We start from the raw sequence: 20,939 nt of genomic DNA on the forward strand, positions 1-20,939 counted from the left end.
GTTTAATATCTAGCTCTAGATTTACTACTGCTAAATCCTGAAAAGTGAAAGAGGGCATTGACGATTGCAGTTTTATTTAATAGTCTAGGAGGAATACGTGATATGAAAGAGTTAACAAAATCGAAAATATATGTGGGAGCTTTATCCGAATTACCTGAACGTGTAGGGAAGACGGTTCAACTTGAAGCGGATAAGGAAGTGGCTGTTTTTAAACTTTCGAATGGGAAAGTGAAGGCTGTAGAAAACAAATGTCCTCATAAAGGTGGCGTATTAAGTGAAGGGATTGTTAGTGGTGAGCATGTTTTCTGCCCGATGCATGACTGGAAAATATGCCTTGAGGATGGGAAGGTTCAAGAACCAGATTTTGGCTGTGTAAAAACATATGCAACGTTAATTGAAGATGATGATGTTTATCTTTTAGTATAGAAAAGAATCAAAAAGTAACAGAGCATGTAACTTGATTGGGTCTGACCTCTCCCCACAATTTAGCTCGGTGTGGCGAAATTGTGTTGGCAAGGGTTGGCCCTCTCTCTTTATTAGCGATAACGGGCAAAAGCCTATCTCGAAACCGAAGTGGGTTAGGTGGGATTATTGCTCAGGGGATCCCTATTAGTTCACCTTGCAAGCATGACGTTTTACTTTATAACTACAGGAGGTAATGGGAAATGGGGAAAGGCAAAGTATATTTAGTTGGTGCTGGGCCTGGGGACAGTGAATTGATTACTGTTAAAGGTATGGAGGCGTTAAAGCGAGCGGATGTTATTCTTTATGACCGTTTAGTGAATCCAAAGCTGCTGCATTTTGCTCCGGCAAATTGTGAACTAATTTATTGTGGTAAATTACCAACAAGACATTTTATGAGACAAGAGGAAATTAATCATGTTTTAGTCGATAAAGCACTGGAAGGTTTAACAGTTGTTCGTTTAAAAGGTGGTGATCCAAGTATATTTGGTAGGGTAGGTGAAGAGGCAGAGGCTTTAGCAAATGCCCATATACCCTATGAAATAGTTCCAGGAATCACATCGGGTATAGCGGCACCGTTATATGCAGGAATTCCTGTCACACATCGTGATTATGCCGGATCCTTTGCGATGGTAACAGCACATGATAAATCGAAAAACGGCAAGCCTGATATTGATTGGGAAGGCCTTGCAAGAGGGGTTCAAACGATTGCCTTTTATATGGGCATTTCAAATCTTGAGCATATTTGCGAAAATCTTATCAAGCATGGAAAGTCAGCAGATACACCTGTTATCATCATTCGTTGGGGCACATGGAGTAGACAGGAAAGTGTTGTTGGAACCTTGTCGACAATATCGGAAAAGGTGAGAAGTGCAAACATTATCAATCCAGCTATTACACTTGTTGGGGATATCGTTGCATCAAGAGAAAAGCTGAAATGGTTTGAGAAAAAGCCGCTATTTGGCAAGCAAATCCTGTCTGTAAGTGGGTGTGTGGATGAAGCTGGATTAGCGAATAACATTGAAGCACAGGGAGCAGATGTCATTGAATTTCCTAAATGGAAAACATCTGAACGTTATCTTGAAGTGAAGATAATGAATAATCTCGAAAACTATAAACGAATTTTGTTTACAACAACAGCTTCTGTATCATATTTTTTCTCCTTATTAAGAAAGCATCAAATTGATATTCGTGAAATTCGCGCAAGCCTCTATTGTAAGGATATTGCTACGATTCAAGTTTTAGAAGAAAGAGGGCTATTTGCAAAAATGGAGAACGAGATGACAAAGGAAGGGAAGCTGTTGCTTGTAGGTTCAAAGGAAAAAGCCGATCCATTATGGATGCTTGAGTATAAATATGGTGAGTATGATTATGCTGATGTGTATCAATCCATTATCGATGAAAGATATATCCCTGTCATAAAAAGAGCTATTGAAGATGCTTCGATTACTTCCATCCTGTTTTCATCTAAGGATGCTGTTCAACTCTTTATGAAGGAAGCTGAAAAATGTGGACTTAGCAATCTCTTAGAGGATGAACATGTTGAACTTCTTTGTGTAACAAATGAAGCGAAGGAAGCAGCTAAAAATTATGGATTGAAAGCAAAAATATTGGATTACTTCGAAGTAACATATCCGCATAACGGTGCAACGGCAATTGCAACAACGAGTCTATAATTAAGGCTGAATCAAATACAAGGAGATTGATTCAGCCCTTCTACTAAAACATGATATCAATATTCAATTTCTTCATAGTCCTTTGGTTGAGGAACAGGCTGCTCTTGGTTTTTTAGGTTGAACTCAGAAAGTGCTTCAGATTTTCGTTTGTAAATTTTCCCTTTAGGATTCGGTTTGCCTTTACCGTCGTTCATTTTCATTACCATCATCTCCTTGTTTCGTTTCTTAACAAATAGTTTATCCATAATAGGTTTTAACATGTTGGATAAATAAGTGTTATTTATTGTTAAAAATTTAAAAGGTCCGACCTTTGTCAGACCTAAAGGAAAGATGACTTTAAACTATGCTGTCTTACGGTAGTTCAAGTTTAGTTAAAGGTTTTTTAGCCGGTCCTTCGATTACTTCTCCTGCGATAGAATATCTTGAACCGTGGCATGGGCAATCCCATGTGCGATCACCGCTATTCCATTCAACCTCACAGCCCATATGTGTGCACGTCGTATCAACAAGGGAAATATCTCCCTCCGTATTCCTGTAGCAACCTGCCCGTCTACCTTCAACAACAACAATTGCCCCTTCATCTTTTCCAACATCTTCAATAAATTTTTCAGCTGTATCAAATTTACCTGCAATTAAATGCCCAGCTACATCTAGATTTTGCATAAGAAAGGTTTTAATGCTTGGATCTGCATAAAAGCGAGAAGGATCGTAAAGCTCCTTATAAGGATTTTCCTTTTCAAGAACAATGTCACATAAAATATGTGCGGCAGCCGTTCCGTTTGACATCCCCCATTTACGATACCCAGTTGCAACAAGAACGTTTGGATGATTTTCTGTAATTTGTCCGACATAAGGAACGTTATCTAATGTATAAAGATCTTGTGCAGACCAACGATACTTAATTTCCTCAATTCCAACTACTTGTTCGGCAAAATCCTCTAATGCTTTGTAATGCTTATAAGTTGAAGTGCCTTGTCCTGTTTTATGACCATCTCCACTAACTAACAGCAATTTTTCTCCATTCATAGGTGTATATCGAATCGAACGAGTAGGTGAATCAGCACTATAGTACATCCCACCTGGAAACTCGGTTTTTGATTTTATCCCTAGGACATAGGAACGTTCTGCATGTAATCTTGTAAAATAAAATCCTCGACCATCATAAAAAGGGAAATGGGAGCATGAGATAGCATAACGACAAGTTACTCGATTGCCATTACGTGTGATGACAGCAGGCTTTGTCGCTGATGTATCGATATCAACTGCCGTTGTATTCTCATAGATTTCGCCACCAGCGTTTGTTATTTCCTGTACTAGGACTTTTAAATAAGAAAGCGGGTGGAATTGCCCTTGCTCCTTCATCTTTATGGCGCCCTTAACATCAATCGGCAAGGCGATTTTATCGGTAAATTGACTTCTGATCCCTAGCTTTTGATATGCATCATATTCCTTTTCGATCTTCTGCAAATATTGATCACTGACAGCATAAATAATGGCATCCTCTGTTGTTAAATCACATTCAATCCCAAGCTCTTTTACTGTTTTTCGAACAAATTCAAGTGCGTTTTGGTTTGCCTCATAATATTTCTGTGTTTTTTCGATACCGATATGTTGAATAAACTCATCATAGATAAGTCCATGCTGAGCGGTGACCTTTGCCGTCGTGTGGCCAGTTGTTCCATTAAATAATTTGCTTGCTTCAAGAATTGCAACCTTTAATCCGTTCTTCACTAGCAAATAGGCAGTAGTGATTCCTGTAATACCGCCTCCAACAATTGCGACATCAACGTCTATATCCTCTGATAGCTCTGGATAACCTTCAAAGCTTGTTGTGCTTCTCCAATATGATGATGGTTCAAACGGCATTTGCGCCTGATTAGTCATTTGTATCCTCCCTTTCCACGAACACGCTTCCGTTAGCATGAAAAAATCAATAATGAAACCGTGAAGCCATTTAAGATAATTTTTACCTATTGTGTAAAAAACATGTATTGTTCAGCGTAATTTTTTCTTCTATATATTAAAGTCTTACGGCGACTACGTCTTAAGTCTTAGCTGAAAATAAAGCTAGGGCACGTTATTGGAAAAAGGAAAAGTAGGTAAGATAAAGCTATAAACAAACACACTATCAACACCAATAAGCTGATAAGGCTAAGGTTGAGATAGATAATTGAAAAGGCGGTAAATATCACCGCTACATTTATAGAAAGGAGGAAAATAAGATGAAAAAATTTGGTTTATTTATTTTAGGTGGGGTGGCAGCGATTGTCCTCTTATCAAATTTGGCACCAATGATTGCTTTAGCCCTTAGTCTTACAGTGATGTATTTTTCATATAAAGGCTTTATGAAAACAGACTCAACTTTCACGAAAATCCTATTAGCCATTATCGGTGTTGTTGCCTTGTTTGCATCAGCATCAAATTTACCGGCTGTTATAGGAGTAGTTGCAATCTATGTTCTATACGTTGTGTATAAGAAATGGAATAAAAAGCCGGAAGTTGAAAAAGTGTCAAATGAAAGTGATGACCCTTTTACAAATTTTGAAAAAGAGTGGAATCAATTAAAAGGAAATTACTAATCGGTTTAAAACGTTCAAATAAAACAAGAGACGTGGTAACACACGTCCTTTATATAAAAGGAGAGAGTAAAATGGCAAATATTTTTACTAGAATTAAAGATTCAATTGCAGCAGATTTACATGAAGCATTAGATAATAAGGAGCAAAAAAATCCAATTGCTGTGCTTAATCATTATTTAAGACAGTGTGAACAGGAAACTGAAAAGGTTCGCAAGCTAGTTGAACGTCAATACTTATTAAAGGAAGAGTTTAACCGTGAATATAATGAAGCTTTACGCCTAGCCGAAAAGCGTAAAAGACAGGCGGAAATTGCAGAAAAAGCAGGTGAGGAAGAGCTTCATCAATTTGCAGTGAAGGAACACGTATACTACGAAGAGAGAGTTGGTCGTTTAAGAGAATCTCTGCAGCAAACAACACATCAATTAGAAGAGCTAGAGCAAAAATATGAAGAAATGAAACATAAGCTAAAGGATATGCATATTAAACGCATGGAACTTATGGGCAGAGAAAATATTGCCCGCGCTCACTATCGTATGAACAAGGTAGTCGAAAATACAAACTACTCAACGAACTCTTATTCAAAATTTACAGAAATGGAAAACTACCTTGATCGCCTGGAGCATCAAGTAAATACGATGTATCATCGAAATACAATTGATGCAAGAATAGCGCAATTAGAAAAACAAATGAAAAATGAGGAAACTAGTACGATTTCTTAATCAAAACATGGTATCCTAATAAGGCGTAGGTAATCACTACGCCTTATTCATACTTAATAAATAGTAGCAGATAAGCTACTCCATAATACAAGGTAATCACACCTTCTATTATGGAGTAATTTATCTAGTTTATTGACAAAAATCTGCTAAAACTTATTTAAGAATATTATAAAGTTTATTTTCTATAGATAAGCATGACAAAGAATTTTAACAAAATGAAAGGAGGGTCCATATGCTACGTAATATGAATACAGACTATTTAAATTGGATAGTGTTAATCGGAATTCTCCTCCTTTTGTTAGAGGTAGTATTTTTTAATGGTGGCTTAATCATTGCCGTTGTTCTTTCAACTGGGTGTATCTATCTTGGTTCAAGATGGAAGCCTGGTTTTATGGGCAAGATGCTGTACTGGATAGGATGGATATGGTTAATCGTAACGGTATTAAATATGATAACGTTTCGGTACTTTTTCTGTGTTGTCCTTGTTTCGATAATTGTTCAATTTTTTCAATCACAAAAAAAGCCTAAGGAGATAAAGCCTGCTACCTTAGAGGATGTATCGAAGCCTGGGGAATTTCATAAGCAAGGCAGTTTATTTAAAAATAAGCTATTTGCTAATCAAACAACGCCTGAGCATGTATATGAATGGAATGATATCAATATTCAGGTCGGTGTCGGAAATACAATTATAGATTTAAGTGATACGGTTTTACCTAATGGAGAAGCGGTTATTTCGATTCGTAGCTTAATAGGTAATATCCAAATCCTTGTACCATATGAAGTAGAGGTTCAATTAAATCATTCCATCATCGTTGGATCTGTTACAATATTTCAGGAAAAAGAGCATAGAATTGTTAATGAGACAGTTGTCTATAAAAGTGGTGAATATGATCAGGCAGAGCAAAAGGTAAAAATAATCACCGCAGGTTTAACGGGAAAGCTTGAGGTGAAACGAGTATGAATATTATTTTACGTCAGCTCGTTTCAGCAATCATCTTTACAATTATTTTGTTTGTGTTATTTTCCTTCATGTATTTTATTGCCTTTCCGTTAGAAAGCTGGAGCTCTCTTTGGGAAAATAAGATTCTTGATTTTCCTTTTGTGTACATTGTGCCAAGTATTAGTATTTTACTTGGAGCATGCTATGGAGCCCTAACAGGATACTATTGGAAAAAGCAATTATATACAGTAGAGACTGCTGTTAAAGAATTAGAAAAAGGTCGTCCTATTCCTATTGAACAGCAGGTGCTACCGGAAATTCATGATATTTGGGTTCGAATAGAAAAGGTTCAAAAAAATATGTTGGAGCAAACAAAGCTATCGCAAAAGCTGGCAAATGAAAAAGCAGAGGATCATGAGAAAAGAGTACAAGAAATGGTTTCACAAGAAAGAAACCGCCTAGCTCGGGAGCTTCATGATTCTGTTAGCCAGCAATTATTTGCAGCTTCAATGATGATGTCTGCTATCACAGAATCAAAGCCATTATCAGATGACCGTGAAACGAAGCAGCTTAAATTAATCGAAGAAACAATCCAACAATCACAACTGGAAATGAGGGCGCTGCTTCTCCATTTACGTCCTGCGGCACTAAAAGGGAAAACACTTCAAGAGGGTGTCGAGGAATTGCTTGTTGAACTCATGCAAAAGGTCTCAATGAAGATAAAATGGAAGGTCGAGCATATGCAGCTAGATAAAGGAGTCGAGGAGCATTTATTTCGGATTCTTCAAGAATCTGTATCAAACACACTCCGGCATGCAAAAGCAACAACATTGGATGTCCTGTTAATAAAGCGGGATGATTTTGTCATTATGAGGGTTTCTGACGATGGAGTTGGCTTTGAGGTTGATAATGAAGGAAAAACAGGCTCCTATGGCATGCAAAACATGTATGAACGAGCGATTGAAATTGGCGGAACGATAAAGGTAGTTAGCTTAAAAAATAAAGGTACACGTTTAGAGGTAAAGGTTCCAGTACTTAATGTAGAAGGTGAAGCAAATGATTAAAGTTGTTTTTGTTGATGATCACGAAATGGTCCGTATAGGGGTATCATCCTACCTATCTGCTCAACCGGATATCGAGGTGATTGGGGAAGCGGATAATGGAAAGGCTGGAGTTGAGCTTTGCTTAAGTTTACGTCCAGACATTATATTAATGGATTTAGTAATGAAGGAAATGGATGGAATTGAAGCGACAAGGCAAATTATTCAGTCATGGCCGGAAGCAAAAATCATAATTGTTACTAGCTTTCTTGATGATGAAAAGGTATATCCTGCATTAGAGGCTGGTGCAACAAGCTATTTATTGAAAACGTCCAAGGCTAGTGAAATTGCCAATGCTGTTCGGTCTACGTTCCATGGGCAATCGATATTAGAGCCTGAAGTTACAGGAAAAATGATGATGAAAATGCGACAAAAGGACGAAACGGAACTTCATGACCAGCTCACCTCCCGTGAAATGGAAATTTTAATGCTAATGGCACAAGGAAAATCAAATCAGGAAATAGCAGATGAATTATTTATTGCTCTTAAAACAGCGAAAACCCATGTAAGTAACATCTTGAGCAAGCTAGAGGTACAGGATCGTACACAAGCGGTTATTTATGCTTTTAAGCATTCATTAGTTAAATAGTTGGTTTATATATACATTTTATGTCATCAGACTAGATACAGAGGAGAGACATACGATGCATCGAAATCAGGGATTATATAATTATTTAGTGGAGCATTCCTGGCAAATCACTGAGGATTGGTACAAACTAGTTAATGATGAAGACTCTGAATCGATTTACTCAGCAACAGATCCAGAGATTATTCAATCATTGAAAGAGCAAAATCAAGATTATTTTCAACACTTACATAAGCTCTTTATTGAAAAGGAAGAGGATTTTTTTCGGGAATTTAAAATCTGGTCAGAGGAATTAGCAAAGGACCAAAAGCACTTAAAAACACCTGTTCAATATGTCGTACGGGAATTTATGAATTCACAAGAAGTGTATATGAAATATTTAAAGGAATATTTTTCTTCAAATAAAGATAATGTTGCTTTGGATCAATTTTTATCTTGGATTGACTTAGTAAGAAGAGTCGTTAATTTATCAATTTACATTTATATCGAAGAAGCTAACCGAAATACGCTAAGGCAGCTTATAGCGCAAAAGGAAATTATTAATGAATTAAGCTCACCTGTTATCCTACTTCGAAAGAAAATTGCTCTCCTGCCACTTATTGGCGATATCGATACAGCACGAGCTAAAATCATTCTTGAAAACACGTTAGCTCAATGTGCGGATTTGCGAATTGAAGATTTATGTATCGACTTATCAGGTGTCGCGATTATTGATACAATGGTAGCTCATGAAATATTCCACTTAATCCAAGCGTTAAAGCTCATTGGCGTTCGCTCAACATTATGCGGAATTAGACCGGAAATTGCCCAAACAGCGATTCAGCTTGGATTAGACTTTAGTCATATCCGTACAACAGCAACACTTTCACAAGCATTGGATCGGATTATAGCAAATTAAGCTATGTAAAAAGGTCGACTCTCTAATCGATTGTTACTCGATTAGGAGGGTCGACCTTTTATTAGAGTATATTCATCTTTTTGTATACATAGATTTTTGCGTTTATCATAGACTTTTAGCTGGTTAGCTAGAACTCCTTTTACTTTGCCCAGTCTTCGATATCCCAAACCTTTGTTACCCAATCTTCATAAAAGTCTGGCTCATGGCAGACGAGGACAACGGTACCTTTATATGCTTTTATTGCACGCTTTAGCTCTTCCTTGGCAGTAACGTCCAAATGGTTTGTAGGTTCGTCAAATAGTAGCCAGTTGCTTTCATTCATTTGCAATTTACATAAACGCACCTTTGCTTGTTCTCCACCACTTAACTGTGATAATGGACGAGAGATATGCTCGTTTTTCAAACCTGAACGTGCTAGCAATGCTCTTATTTGATGTTGATCGAGATTTGGAAAGGCATTCCACACATCATCAATTGGTGTAATATCTCCTGCTTTTACCTCTTGTTCAAAATATGATGGGAATAAAAAGTCACCATGATTAATTGTTCCACCTAGTGGCTTCAGCTTGCCAAGGATTGTTTTCAGCAAGGTTGATTTCCCAATTCCATTACATCCAACAATCGCAATTTTATCTCCGCGCTCAATCGTCATCGTTAGCTTAGGAAGTAGTGGAGTGTCATACCCAATTTCAAGATCCTTCGCTTCAAATACATAACGACTGCTGCTTCGGGACTCTTTAAATTCAAATGTCGGTTTTACTGCAGTTTCTGGACGGTCAATTCTTTCAATGCGGTCTAATTGCTTTTGACGGCTTTTTGCACGACCAGTTGTTGAGTAACGTGCTTTATTTTTTGCGATAAATTCCTCTTGTTTTTTAATAAATTCACGTTGCTTTTCATAAGCCTGTAAATGCTGGTTTTTATTAATCTCAGCAAGCTCCAAAAACTTCTCATACGTTGCTGTGTATCGTGTGAGCTTAGAAAATTCTAAATGGAAAATAACATTTGATACACTGTTCATAAATTCGGTATCATGTGAGATTAATAGAAATGCATGTGGATAATCCTTTAAATAGTTACTAAGCCAGCGAATATGTTCAACATCTAAATAGTTAGTTGGCTCGTCAAGCAATAAGACATCAGGCTGTTCTAATAAAAGCTTTGCTAGCAGCACCTTTGTTCGCTGCCCACCACTTAATGCTGAAACATCTCGGTCTAGACCGATAGCATCAAGTCCTAACCCTCTTGCAGTTTCCTCAACCTTCATATCAAGTAAATAGAAGCCACCAGCATCAAGGCGATCCTGAATTTGTGCCATTTTTTCTAGTAGCTCCTCTAACTCCTCAGGCGATGCAGTTGCCATTTTATCTGTTACTTCATTTAGCTCCTTTTCCTGCTCGAATAAAGGAAGAAAAGCATCATTTAATATATCGCGAATCGTTTTACCTTTTGTTAATACAGTATGTTGATCAAGGTAGCCATAACGAACCCCTGGAGTCCATTCGACACGGCCGGTATCGTAAATAAGCTGCCCTGTAATAATATTCATTAAAGTAGATTTTCCAACACCATTTGCACCGACAAGTCCGACGCGTTCACCTGCTAAAAGACGAAGTGAAACATCTTTAAATAATGTACGGTCACCGAAGCTATGGCTGAGATTATCAATCGTTAATAGACTCATATTTTTTATCCTCCGTGAGTAAACAAGTATCTTTGCTCATTCTACTATTGTTTTTTCCAATATGCTACTGGTAATCGAATGAAGTTAATCTGATTAGATTTCCTCGTTAATAACACCTATAATAGAGAAAGGACTATGAGTGAAAGGATGTTCATATGAGTAAAACAGTCGTTCTAGCTGAAAAACCTTCAGTAGGAAGAGATTTAGCTAGAGTGTTAAAATGTCATAAAAAAGGAAATGGCTTTTTAGAAGGTGACCAATATATCGTTACATGGGCATTAGGCCATCTCGTTACATTAGCCGATCCTGAAACTTACGGGGATCAATATAAATCATGGCGCTTAGAAGATTTACCAATGCTGCCACCACAATTAAAGCTTGTCGTAATTAAAAAAACAGGAAAGCAATTTCAGGCGGTCAAAGCACAGCTGCTTCGTAAGGATGTTCGTGAAATTGTCATTGCAACAGATGCTGGTCGGGAAGGAGAGCTTGTTGCTCGCTGGATTCTCGAAAAAGCACGGGTAAATAAGCCGATTAAACGATTATGGATTTCATCTGTAACAGATAAGGCAATTAAAGATGGCTTCAGACATTTAAAAAATGGCAAAGACTATGAAAATCTATATGCATCAGCAGTTGCCCGTGCAGAGGCAGACTGGTTAGTTGGGCTTAATGCAACCCGTGCCCTTACTACAAAATACAATGCTCAGCTCTCTTCAGGTCGTGTTCAGACTCCAACTTTAGCGATGATTGCTCAACGTGAAGAGGAAATCAAATCATTTAAGCCGAAAAAATATTATGGAATGAAGGCAGTTACGACAGCTGGTCTTGCACTCACCTGGCATGATGCGAAAACAAATGATACAAAAACTTTTACTGAGAAACATATTGATGAGAAGCTAGCTAACTTAAAAGGTAAATCAGCAAAGGTCACTGATGTGAAAACATCACCGAAAAAGACGTATTCTCCGGCATTATATGACTTAACTGAACTACAACGTGATGCGAATAAGCGTTACGGCTTTTCAGCGAAAGAGACACTATCGATTATGCAAAAGCTTTACGAGCAGCATAAAGTGTTAACATATCCACGTACAGATTCACGCTATCTTACAAGTGATATCGTTGGAACATTAAAGGATCGGTTGGAAGCTTGTCGGATCAAGCCTTATACAGCTGTCATCGCAAAAATAGTAAACAAGCCGATTAAAGCAAATAAGTCATTTGTTGATGATCAGAAGGTTTCCGATCACCATGCAATTATCCCAACCGAAGAATCTGTTCCGTTGAGTGCGTTAAGTGAGAAGGAACGAAAAATTTATGACTTAGTTGTAAAGCGGTTTATAGCCGTCCTGCTTCCTGCATTTCAGTATGAACAAACAGTTGTCACAGCAAAAATCGGCGAAGAAGCTTTTTCAGCAAAAGGAAAAAGAATTCTCGTACAAGGCTGGAAAGAAGTTTATACAGACTATACAGATGAAGATAGTGAAGACGATCAAAAGCTCCCTGAAGTAAACAAAGGAGACACGCTATCTGTCGTCTCGCTAACAAAAACAACAGGGGAAACAAAGCCACCAGCACGTTTTAATGAGGCAACACTTTTATCTGCGATGGAAAACCCATCAAAATACATGGCAGGAGAAAGCAAGGAGTTAATTAAAACAATCGGTGAAACAGGTGGACTCGGTACGGTTGCAACAAGAGCAGATATTATTGAAAAGCTTTATAGCAGCTTCCTCATTGAAAAGAAAGGGAAGGAAATCTTTATTACTTCTAAGGGCAAGCAATTATTGAACCTCGTTCCTGAAGATTTAAAATCTCCAGTTTTAACAGCGGAATGGGAGCAAAAGCTAACAAAAATTTCAAAAGGAACCTTATCGCAAAAAGCCTTTATCAGTGATATGAGACAATATGCTAAAGAAATCGTCCAAGAAATTAAAAATAGTAAGGAACGTTTCAAACACGATAATGTTACAGGCAGCAAATGTCCAGAATGCAACAAGCTCCTTCTTGAAGTCAACGGGAAAAAGGGAAAAATGCTCGTATGCCAGGACCGCGAATGTGGCTATCGAAAAAATATAGCTCGAACAACGAATGCTCGTTGCCCGAATTGCCATAAAAAGCTTGAGCTACGAGGTGAGGGAGAAGGACAAATTTTTGTATGCAGCTGTGGCCATCGCGAAAAAATGTCAACCTTCCAGGAAAGACGGAAAAAGAACCAAAATAGCAAAGTCTCTAAACGAGATGTAGCAAAATATATGAAGAACCAAAATGATGAGTTCACAAACTCAGCTCTCGCAGACGCACTTTCAAAGCTAAATTTGAAAAAGTAACTAGAAGGGAAGCGCACAATGAACCGAAAAATTGGTCATATTACGATTCTCGTTTCTGACTATGATGAAGCCATCTCCTTTTATACAAATACGCTAGGCTTCGTCCTTTTAACTGATAATCAATTTGGTGAAGGGATGCGCTGGGTAACAGTAGCTCCTTCCCAAGAATCAGAGACCGCGATTGTATTTGTTAAAGCTGATACTGCTGAAAAGCATGCCCGCGTTGGCTCTCAGACAGCTCAGCATGTTTTTCTAGTCATTGAAACTGATGATTGTATCAGAGACTATCATAGGATGAAGGAAAAGGGTGTTACCTTCCATGGTGAACCAAATGACATGCCATGGGGTATAGAAGTTGTTTTTGAAGATCTGTATGGCAATCGATTTGATTTGCTTCAGGTGAAAAGCTATAAGTAAGGAAGATTTAACGTGCCAATCATTCAAACAGATATGTTTATTTACGCACCGCGAGAAATATGCTTTGATGTCGCACGCGATATTGAAATTCATACAGAATCAACAAGCAAGACATTCGAGAGAGCTATCGCTGGTGTTACAAACTGATTAATTGGACTAAATGAGACCGTTACCTGGGAGGCCATTCATTTCGGGATCAAGCAAAAGCTCACTGTCCGTATCACCGAATTTGAGTTCCCAGTACGGTTTGTCGATGAAATGGAAAAGGGTGCGTTTAAGCGATTCTATCATTCGCATGAATTCATTGAGAAAGCAAACGGTACATTGATGGTAGATACGTTTGATTATACCTCCCCATTAGGATGGATCGGAAAAATTGCTGATCGCTTATTTTTGGAGCAATATATGAAGGATTTCCTCATTACAAGGAACCGATATATTAAAAAAATTGCAGAAGAAAGAGTTAAAAATTAGACGTCGCAACGAAAAATGCGACGTTTTTTTATGCGAATTTTGTCGAATGACAGATTTTTATGAAATGTTGAGAGATTATTTAAAGAAGTTGACAAATTTTTTTGGAAAGTCGACAGATTACCTGGAAAAGTTGATAGATTCAGTATCTGTTACCGAAAAAAATTTTCAAAAGGCAGTAGGAATTTAAGCTAAGAGCACGAATATGTAAAGAAAAATCAATTGGAGGGGTAAAATGATTATAAAAAAAAGAGAAATTCCTCTTTCGATCCTCAAATTACAGGCCTTACTTCGAAGACTACCAAAAACTCATCTAAAAGTTCCTCTGTTGCAAGAAAACCTCGCGAAAAGACAATCAGGCTATAATGGTGAGAAGGCACTTGACTATCCATTAAGCTTTCTTTCTGAAAAAGATTATTACATTTTACATGATCTTCGTCTAAAGGATTCCGGTCATTATTTTCAAATGGACACTTTGATTCTAAACAGCAATTTTCTCGTCATTGTTGAGGTGAAAAACATCTCAGGAACCGTATATTTTGATCCAGTTTTTCACCAGTTAATCCGGACAAAGGATGGAGAGGAAACAGCTTTTAAAGATCCGATTTCACAACTAAAAAGACAGGAGCTTCATCTAAAAAATTGGCTAGCAAAAAATGACCTTCCAACCCTTCCGATTTTATCGCTTGTTGTTATTAGTAATGAAAAGACGATCATACGTACAGCTGACAATTACAAAGATGCTGCCGAAAAGGTATTACATGCCGATCATCTTCCTAATAAGCTACAGCAATTTGAAAAGATGTACCAAGTCAAAAGGTTAACAGGTAAACAAATAAAAAAGGCTTGTCGCTTGTTAAAAAAAGCGGATGAACCTTTGCAATTATCATACTTAGAGCAATATGATATTACCTATGATGAATTAGTGAAGGGAGTATTTTGTCCATCGTGTCAAAGCCACCCAATGATAAGAGTATATGGATCGTGGAATTGCCCAAGCTGTGGCAATAAAGATAAGGATGCCCATATTTTGGCGCTTCAAGACTATATCCTCCTCATTGGAACGACGATCACTAATCGTAAGTTAAGGGACTTTTTGATGATACATTCACCTAATTTAGCAACAAGACTGTTGCAAATGTTAAATTTATCTAGCGAAGGGTCAACACGGGACCGTATTTACAGCTTAAATAAAAAGGGGTTAACTCCAATGAGTTAGCCCCTTTTCTAAACCTATATATTTTGTCTAATACTATTAGATGATTCTTCGTTTGCTTTTTAATTGCTTAAAGAAAGGAAGAGCAAACACGTAAAACATAGTTGCATGAGCGAGAATAACATTTAATGCAAAAATTGCACCAAACATTAGGTGACCTGCCATAGTATAATCATTGCTTATATATAAGAAGAACATAACCCACATTGCGACGATAACTGGGATCTGAAAAATAGCTAATTTCATATTCTCTTTCCATAAAAAGAGTGGAGTTGCACTTGCCATTAATAAATATGCGAAAAATACGTCCATTTTGAACCAGCTCCTTAACAAATATTTGTTAACGCTTTCAGATTTGTGTCAAAAAAAAGGACAATTTGTGAACATTTTGTTACATTTACTATAACATATTCCCTTTTTAGATGAAAGTGATACAAAGGAAAAATATTGTAGTTTTGAAAAATAATAAAATAGCCTCATTTTAAGCTGTCATGAATGAAGTAGAAAAGAAAATGGGATGTTAAGCAATAAACATTGACGATCTTAATTTAATTGAAGTATAAGTGTAGATGGAGTTATAATTTTTCGACTATTTAATCCTCCTTCTTTAATACATCATAAATAATAAGGGGGTTAAGAAGTGAAAGGTGGTCAGGATGGAGAATACTCAAGCTATATCTAGAAAGAAACTGCTCGGTGTTGCCGGCTTAGGCTGGATGTTTGATGCAATGGATGTTGGGATCCTTTCGTTCATCATTGCAGCATTAAAGGTAGATTGGAATCTTTCCTCTTCAGAGATGGGATGGATAGGAAGTGTCAATTCAATAGGAATGGCTGTCGGTGCGTTAGTATTTGGTGTAATGGCAGATCGAATTGGCAGGAAAAATGTCTTCATTATTACATTGTTATTATTCTCAGTAGGTAGCGGGCTTTCAGCACTCGTTACATCCTTAGCTATGTTTTTAATTTTAAGGTTTTTCATTGGAATGGGTCTAGGTGGGGAGCTTCCTGTTGCTTCAACGCTCGTGTCTGAAAGTGTACCAGCTAAGGAACGAGGAAAGGTTGTTGTTTTGTTAGAAAGCTTCTGGGCTGGTGGTTGGTTAATCGCTGCGCTTATTTCCTATTTTGTCATTCCGCATTATGGATGGCAAACAGCTTTAATTTTAACCGCATTACCAGCATTTTATGCACTATATTTAAGAGTGAAATTACCTGATTCACCTGCATTCCAAGCAACAGCAGCAAAAAAGGAATCATCCTTTAGTAAAATAATCAAGGTTTGGGCAAAGCCTTATGTTAAACAGACGGCAATGCTTTGGATATTATGGTTCAGTGTTGTTTTTTCTTATTATGGAATGTTTTTATGGCTGCCAAGTGTGATGGTAATGAAGGGCTTTGATTTAATACAAAGCTTTCAATATGTTCTTATCATGACATTGGCACAATTACCTGGTTATTTTAGTGCCGCCTTTTTAATAGAGCGAGTTGGCCGGAAATTTGTTTTAGTTACATTTTTAATTGGAACTGCTGTCAGTGCATATTTCTTTGGAAATGCAGAAAGCCTAGGATTACTGTTAACATCTGGTATTTTCTTATCTTTCTTTAATCTTGGGGCGTGGGGAGCGTTATACGCATATTCACCTGAGCATTACCCAACAGAAATCCGTGGCACAGGAACAGGTTTAGCGGCATCGTTCGGGCGGATTGGTGGAATTTTTGGTCCGTTATTAGTAGGATATTTAGTTGCAGCAAATGTTTCGATCCATACAATCTTCTTTATTTTTGCCATATCCATTCTAGTTGGTGCGCTCGCGGTATTGGTTTTAGGAGAGGAAACGAAGCAAAGAGAGTTACAATAATAGTAGAACTTAAGGGATTAGAGATTCTAATTCCTTTTTTAGAAGGAGGAGCTATCTTTGAATAAGATAATTGAATTAATCCAGAATCACCGTTCAATTCGTAAATTTGAGGACAAATTATTATCAGATGAACAAATAAAGACGATAGTTGAAAGCGCACAAGCTGCATCGACTTCAAGCTTTGTCCAGGCCTATTCAATTATTGGTGTAAAGGATAAGCAGAAAAAGGAGAGGTTAGCTGAGTTAGCAGGTGGACAAGCTTATGTTGCCGAAAATGGACATTTTTTCGTATTTTGTGCAGATCTTTATCGTCATCAGTTAATTGCAGAGAATTACTCACAAGATGCGAGTGAAGCATTAGAAAGTACAGAAAAGTTTATGGTAGCGATTATTGATGCAACACTTGCTGCGCAAAATGCAGTCCTTGCTGCTGAATCGATGGGGCTTGGTGCAGTCTATATCGGTGGGCTACGGAATCAGCTAACAGAGGTATGTGAGTTGTTAAAAATTCCACCATATGTTATCCCGCTATTTGGAGTTGCAGTCGGGTATCCTGCACAGCAGCCAGATAAAAAGCAACGTCTTCCATTACAACATATTTATCATGAGGATGAATACAATCAAGATAAAGTGGCGTATTATCAACAGTTAAATGATTATGATGAAGAAATCTCTGCTTACTATCAAAAGCGAACGAACGGAAAGCGAAAGGATACGTGGACAGGACAAATGGCAGGATTGTTAGCAAAGCCAGCAAGGATGTATATGAAAAAGTTTGTTGAACAACAAGGGTTTAATAAAAGATAATGGAATCTACTGGAGGTGTTCAGATCATGAGCAACCTCCTTTTTCTTGCTAAAAGCAGGATATTGCAGGCACTTAAGTTTGTTTGCTGTTCTTTAAGTCACTCGTCGTATGCATCATGTACATATCTCGTATCTCCGCTCCAAGCCACCACAATTTTGTTCCTTGTGCTTTTGCAAAAAGAGTCAAAAAATTAGTGATGTTCCCAAGCTTCCTTGGAATAGGCTTAATTTGAGAGGAAAGAAAAGGAGGTTACTCATGGGGAAATATCCGTTATATCCTTACTATTCCGTACAGCAAAAATGTGAAGAACAGCCACTTACGTTTCCACCTCAACACCAAAATCGCCATCCGGGATTTGAATATGAAATGGTACCAAGGCCTATTTCTGATAGAAAAGGATACAAGGGCAGTGGGAAATTAAAGAATAAAGTTGCCATTATAACAGGTGGTGATAGTGGAATTGGTAGAGCAATTGCCTATGCGTTTGTAAAAGAAGGGGCAGCTGTAGTCATCCCTTATTTAAATGAGCACAGAGATGCTCAGGAGACAAAGCAGCGAATTGAAGAGTTAGGTGGTCGTTGTTTATTACTTCCCGGTGATTTAAGCCAAGAGCAAACAAGTTATCAAGTTGTTCAACAAACGATTGCAGCATTTGGAAAATTAGATATTGTTGTAAATAATCACGGGATTCAAATTGTCCAGAAAAGTATTTTAGATATTTCTGCACAGCAGCTTGAAGCTACCTTTCGAACGAATATCTTTGCCTTTTTTTATATGGTGAAGGCAAGTCTTCCTTATTTGAAAAATGGAAGCTCGATTATAAATACAACCTCGATAACTGCATATGAAGGTCATAAAATGTTAATTGATTATTCAGCAACGAAAGGAGCAATTACGACATTTACGAGATCACTATCCCTTTCATTAGTTGACAAAGGAATTCGGGTGAACGGGGTAGCACCTGGGCCAATTTGGACACCCCTTATCCCATCGAGCTTTTCTGCAAAGGAAGTTGCAATATTTGGCTTAGATACAGAAATGAAGCGTGCTGGTCAACCGTTCGAGCTTGCTCCAACCTATGTGTATTTAGCTTCAGATGATTCTCGCTATGTTACTGGTCAAGTTCTTCATGTAAATGGAGGACAATACCGCTCATCATAGAACTCAGATTTTTAATGAAGGTGTCGAATAAAGTAGAATAATAAAATTTATAGGCAATAAGTATGAAGAACAATTGATATTGCTGTGTATAACCTGTTGATAACAGGGATAAGTCTTGATAGATATTGTGGCGAACAAATGTACCCACACAAAATGTGGATATCAATTGTGGATATGTTGATAACTTCTGTGTATAACTTGTTGTTAACCAATACTTACCTTGTTAATATCTTAATTTTTAAAATGTTAATGGAAAGCTATGTACTGGATAATATTGAAATGCTTGTAGCTGTTTGTCTAATATGAGAAAAATGCGCGGTTTTTCTTAGCAAGTGCCTTGAAAAGAGGATATAAAAAGGCACTTGCTTACTACACCTAGTGGATGACTCTTTTAATAAGGTAAGGTTATCCACAATATATAAAACATTTATTGGATTTGTGTATTTATAGAATGTTCCAATCCACTTTTACACAGTCTACATATAAACAATAAAATAAAGGACGTGTATAAATGGGGCAGGAAACATTTGATTGCATTATAATTGGTGGAGGAATTGCAGGGTTACAGGCTGCAATCCAGCTAGGTAGATATATGAGACAAGTTTTAGTAGTTGATAGTGAAAATGGTCGTTCTAATCTTTGCCGTGGTTATCATAATTTACTTGGATGGCCTGATGGTGTTAGTGGACAAACACTTAGAGAGCTTGGGAGAAGTCAGGCTGAAGCTCTGGGGATTCAATTTATAAATGATCACGTAATCGAGGCGCAAAAAGAGGATAAGCTGATGAAAGTTCGTACGAAACAGGGGGAACAGTATCAATCAAAAACACTGCTTATCTCAACAGGTGTAAAGGATCATATTCCCCCGATTAAACATATTGAAAAATGGTTAGGTCTTTCAATATATGTTTGTCCTGATTGTGATGGATATGAAGGGAAAAATAAACATGTATTAATCTTAGGATCTGGTAAGACCGGAGCAAATATGGCTTTAACTTTAACATATTTTACAAATCAGATTACGTTTATTAATCATGAGGGAAAAACGATTGAAGAAGAGCTATTAAATAAACTTAAGCAAAAGCAAATAACAATCATTGATGAAGAAATAGATGCTATAGTTGCAGATGAAGTATTTAAAGGGGTTAAATTGAAAAACGGCAAAATCATTCAAGGAGATAAGGCTTTTATTGGCTTTGGTGGGAATAAGGTGCACTCGGATCTGGCAAGTCAACTAGGTGTAGAATTGCTTGAGAATAAACATATTCTCGTTGACCCGCGGACGAAGGAAACAAATATAACAAATGTATGGGCAGCAGGGGACGCTGTTGCCCATTCGGAACAGGTGACGATAGCAATGGCTGATGGGTGCCAGGCTGCTATATGGATCCATAAACGCTTATTGCATAATAGTTAAATTACTGAGTTACATTCGTAACATTGTTGTTTTATCCTAAGGTCTGGTAGCTGATCTTAATCAACCATTTATTTAAAAACAAAAATGATAAAAGAACCTCAAATATTAGTTTCGTATTTTACCTAGACCTATAAGTTTTGTATCATAGAGAGAAGACAAGTAAGGGAGACGGAAGCAATGAAGAAGGAAATCGAAGCATTGTATGATGAAGTGTATGAAAAGATTGCCAGCTATCATTCAACAACACATGAATATGCGAAACAACTAAAGCAAATCCCTTTTGAACAACGAGAAGAGGAAACAGAAAAATTAGAAAGAATAGAATTCTCTCTTCAAGCTGCAAAGGATATATTAGAAAATATGATGACACCAGGTACAACGATGACTATTATGCATGAAAAGGGATCGATTCAAATTCATATAAATAAATAAAAGCAATTGGAGGGTAAAAGCCAATTGCTTTTTTTAATTTAGCGTGCCCAGCAAGCCGTTAAGTGCTAATTGGTGAAAGTCCAATCCGAGTAAGTGCCAAAACGCTCGGTAGCTGACAGGCAACTGGTGGAGAAATCCTAAGGTTGAAGCCCTGTGACAAAGTAACTCTTACAAGAGTGCGA

Annotated in this window: 20 protein-coding genes and 1 pseudogene; 17 read left to right on the plus strand and 4 right to left on the minus strand. The window is 37.4% G+C overall.

Going from position 1 to position 20,939, the window contains the following annotated elements; all coding sequences use genetic code 11:
* Window positions 1–102 precede the first annotated feature (102 nt).
* Window positions 103–426: a nitrite reductase small subunit NirD gene (nirD, locus tag ACTJJ9_RS22370; protein WP_145583713.1), complete on the plus strand. Its 324-nt coding sequence runs from the start codon at window positions 103–105 to the stop codon at window positions 424–426.
* Between the two features lie 239 nt (window positions 427–665).
* Window positions 666–2,138 carry a uroporphyrinogen-III C-methyltransferase gene (gene cobA, locus ACTJJ9_RS22375; protein ID WP_145583711.1) on the plus strand — a complete coding sequence of 491 codons (1,473 nt, stop codon included), beginning with the start codon at window positions 666–668 and terminating at the stop codon, window positions 2,136–2,138.
* 56 nt (window positions 2,139–2,194) lie between these two features.
* Here cobA and ACTJJ9_RS22380 read toward each other — a convergent pair whose 3' ends face one another.
* Window positions 2,195–2,338 carry a hypothetical protein gene (locus ACTJJ9_RS22380; RefSeq protein ID WP_174879575.1) on the minus strand — a complete coding sequence of 48 codons (144 nt, stop codon included), beginning with the start codon at window positions 2,336–2,338 and terminating at the stop codon, window positions 2,195–2,197.
* A 151-nt stretch (window positions 2,339–2,489) separates the two neighbouring features.
* Window positions 2,490–4,022, minus strand: coding sequence for an FAD-dependent oxidoreductase (locus ACTJJ9_RS22385; protein WP_145583709.1), 1,533 nt, complete (start codon window positions 4,020–4,022; stop codon window positions 2,490–2,492).
* A 338-nt stretch (window positions 4,023–4,360) separates the two neighbouring features.
* Between ACTJJ9_RS22385 and ACTJJ9_RS22390 the strand changes: the two genes are divergently transcribed.
* From ACTJJ9_RS22390 to ACTJJ9_RS22415, 6 genes are all read left to right on the plus strand, one after another.
* Window positions 4,361–4,717, plus strand: a complete 357-nt coding sequence (locus ACTJJ9_RS22390; RefSeq protein ID WP_095300300.1) for a lmo0954 family membrane protein — start codon at window positions 4,361–4,363, stop codon at window positions 4,715–4,717.
* Window positions 4,718–4,788: 71 nt separating this feature from the next.
* Window positions 4,789–5,436, plus strand: a complete 648-nt coding sequence (locus tag ACTJJ9_RS22395; RefSeq protein ID WP_095300299.1) for a PspA/IM30 family protein — start codon at window positions 4,789–4,791, stop codon at window positions 5,434–5,436.
* Window positions 5,437–5,668: 232 nt separating this feature from the next.
* Window positions 5,669–6,397, plus strand: a complete 729-nt coding sequence (gene liaF / locus ACTJJ9_RS22400) for a cell wall-active antibiotics response protein LiaF (protein WP_145583707.1) — start codon at window positions 5,669–5,671, stop codon at window positions 6,395–6,397.
* The gene (locus tag ACTJJ9_RS22405; RefSeq protein ID WP_145583705.1) at window positions 6,394–7,440 is read left to right on the plus strand and encodes a sensor histidine kinase; all 1,047 of its coding nucleotides are present in this window, start codon (window positions 6,394–6,396) and stop codon (window positions 7,438–7,440) included. The genes liaF and ACTJJ9_RS22405 overlap by 4 nt, the downstream gene beginning before the upstream one ends.
* Complete coding sequence (locus ACTJJ9_RS22410; protein WP_145583703.1) at window positions 7,433–8,065, plus strand: response regulator transcription factor; 633 nt, start codon at window positions 7,433–7,435, stop codon at window positions 8,063–8,065. The genes ACTJJ9_RS22405 and ACTJJ9_RS22410 overlap by 8 nt, the downstream gene beginning before the upstream one ends.
* A gap of 55 nt (window positions 8,066–8,120) precedes the next feature.
* The gene (locus ACTJJ9_RS22415) at window positions 8,121–8,960 is read left to right on the plus strand and encodes an STAS domain-containing protein (protein ID WP_145583701.1); all 840 of its coding nucleotides are present in this window, start codon (window positions 8,121–8,123) and stop codon (window positions 8,958–8,960) included.
* 139 nt (window positions 8,961–9,099) lie between these two features.
* Here the strand turns inward: ACTJJ9_RS22415 and ACTJJ9_RS22420 are convergent, their stop codons facing one another.
* Complete coding sequence (locus ACTJJ9_RS22420; RefSeq protein ID WP_145583699.1) at window positions 9,100–10,644, minus strand: ABC-F family ATP-binding cassette domain-containing protein; 1,545 nt, start codon at window positions 10,642–10,644, stop codon at window positions 9,100–9,102.
* 155 nt (window positions 10,645–10,799) lie between these two features.
* Between ACTJJ9_RS22420 and ACTJJ9_RS22425 the strand changes: the two genes are divergently transcribed.
* From ACTJJ9_RS22425 to ACTJJ9_RS22440, 4 genes and pseudogenes are all read left to right on the plus strand, one after another.
* Window positions 10,800–12,977 carry a DNA topoisomerase III gene (locus tag ACTJJ9_RS22425; protein WP_095300293.1) on the plus strand — a complete coding sequence of 726 codons (2,178 nt, stop codon included), beginning with the start codon at window positions 10,800–10,802 and terminating at the stop codon, window positions 12,975–12,977.
* Window positions 12,978–12,995: 18 nt separating this feature from the next.
* On the plus strand, window positions 12,996–13,394 hold the full coding sequence (locus tag ACTJJ9_RS22430) for a VOC family protein (RefSeq protein ID WP_095300292.1): 399 nt from the start codon (window positions 12,996–12,998) through the stop codon (window positions 13,392–13,394).
* A gap of 33 nt (window positions 13,395–13,427) precedes the next feature.
* Window positions 13,428–13,868: pseudogene (locus ACTJJ9_RS22435) on the plus strand (SRPBCC family protein).
* Between the two features lie 232 nt (window positions 13,869–14,100).
* Window positions 14,101–15,084, plus strand: coding sequence for a nuclease-related domain-containing protein (locus tag ACTJJ9_RS22440; protein ID WP_145583695.1), 984 nt, complete (start codon window positions 14,101–14,103; stop codon window positions 15,082–15,084).
* Window positions 15,085–15,120: 36 nt separating this feature from the next.
* Here the strand turns inward: ACTJJ9_RS22440 and ACTJJ9_RS22445 are convergent, their stop codons facing one another.
* Window positions 15,121–15,393 carry a spore morphogenesis/germination protein YwcE gene (locus ACTJJ9_RS22445; protein WP_095300289.1) on the minus strand — a complete coding sequence of 91 codons (273 nt, stop codon included), beginning with the start codon at window positions 15,391–15,393 and terminating at the stop codon, window positions 15,121–15,123.
* Window positions 15,394–15,737: 344 nt separating this feature from the next.
* Here ACTJJ9_RS22445 and ACTJJ9_RS22450 point away from each other — a divergent pair, with 344 nt between their 5' ends.
* The 5 genes from ACTJJ9_RS22450 to ACTJJ9_RS22470 all read left to right on the plus strand — a co-directional run bounded on the left by ACTJJ9_RS22450 (window position 15,738) and on the right by ACTJJ9_RS22470 (window position 20,757).
* Complete coding sequence (locus ACTJJ9_RS22450) at window positions 15,738–16,940, plus strand: MFS transporter (RefSeq protein WP_145583693.1); 1,203 nt, start codon at window positions 15,738–15,740, stop codon at window positions 16,938–16,940.
* A gap of 57 nt (window positions 16,941–16,997) precedes the next feature.
* Window positions 16,998–17,747: an oxygen-insensitive NADPH nitroreductase gene (gene nfsA / locus ACTJJ9_RS22455; protein WP_145583691.1), complete on the plus strand. Its 750-nt coding sequence runs from the start codon at window positions 16,998–17,000 to the stop codon at window positions 17,745–17,747.
* Window positions 17,748–18,002: 255 nt separating this feature from the next.
* The gene (locus ACTJJ9_RS22460) at window positions 18,003–18,908 is read left to right on the plus strand and encodes an SDR family oxidoreductase (protein WP_145583689.1); all 906 of its coding nucleotides are present in this window, start codon (window positions 18,003–18,005) and stop codon (window positions 18,906–18,908) included.
* A gap of 511 nt (window positions 18,909–19,419) precedes the next feature.
* Window positions 19,420–20,325, plus strand: coding sequence for an NAD(P)/FAD-dependent oxidoreductase (locus ACTJJ9_RS22465; protein ID WP_095300285.1), 906 nt, complete (start codon window positions 19,420–19,422; stop codon window positions 20,323–20,325).
* Window positions 20,326–20,502: 177 nt separating this feature from the next.
* Window positions 20,503–20,757, plus strand: a complete 255-nt coding sequence (locus ACTJJ9_RS22470) for a hypothetical protein (RefSeq protein ID WP_145583687.1) — start codon at window positions 20,503–20,505, stop codon at window positions 20,755–20,757.
* Window positions 20,758–20,939 lie beyond the last annotated feature (182 nt).

Origin of the sequence: Metabacillus sp. 22489 (assembly GCF_052044855.1) — a bacterium.
Lineage (GTDB): Bacteria > Bacillota > Bacilli > Bacillales > Bacillaceae > Metabacillus > Metabacillus niabensis.